The sequence below is a fragment of the Tepidimonas sp. genome (assembly GCF_046292505.1).
Classification (GTDB): domain Bacteria; phylum Pseudomonadota; class Gammaproteobacteria; order Burkholderiales; family Burkholderiaceae_C; genus Tepidimonas.
This window is the reverse complement of the sequence record NZ_JBKBQX010000277.1, coordinates 1-523: the sequence shown is the minus strand read 5'-3', so window position 1 is coordinate 523 and position 523 is coordinate 1. Positions and strand designations below refer to the sequence as shown.

The window sequence follows — 523 nt, the reverse complement described above, 5'->3', positions numbered from 1 at the left end:
ATTGCGCCGAGGCCGGGGGTGTCGAAGGTGAACAGAAGGCCGGTATGGAGAAGTTCCGCGCCGATTTCAAAGCCAAGTTCGGCACCGACGTGCAGGTGTACGCGCCGTATGTGTACGACGCCGTCAACGTCATGGTCAAGGCGATGCAGAACGCCAACTCGGCCGATCCGGCCAAGTACCTGCCGGCACTCAAGTCGATCAGCTACAAGGGTGTGACCGGACAGATCGAGTTCGACGAGAAGGGCGACATCAAGAATGGTGCCCTGACGCTGTACACCTACAAGGGTGGTCAGCGCTCGGAGATCGCGGTCATCCGCTGATCGCGGTTCGCCCCTGCGCAAAAAACCCCGCCTTGGCGGGGTTTTTTGTTGGCTGGGCCGCCGCCTCGCGCGGTCGGCCGCAGGCAAGCGATCTCAGTTCACGACAAGTGGGCGCTGATGATCTTGGTCATCTCGAACATCGACACCTGGGGCTTTTTGAGCACGGCCTTGAGTTTGGCGTCGGCGTTGATCATGCGCTTGTT

General features: G+C 60.4%; 2 protein-coding genes. One reads left to right on the top strand and one right to left on the bottom strand.

Annotation, left to right across the window (positions count from 1 at the left end):
• A partial coding sequence (locus ACK4TH_RS13255) for an ABC transporter substrate-binding protein (protein ID WP_409627099.1) occupies nucleotides 1-320 on the top strand: 320 nt, incomplete at its 5' end.
• A gap of 98 nt (nucleotides 321-418) precedes the next feature.
• Here ACK4TH_RS13255 and ACK4TH_RS13250 read toward each other — a convergent pair.
• Nucleotides 419-523 (bottom strand): SWIB/MDM2 domain-containing protein (locus ACK4TH_RS13250; RefSeq protein WP_409627101.1); only part of this gene is annotated, 105 nt, incomplete at its 5' end.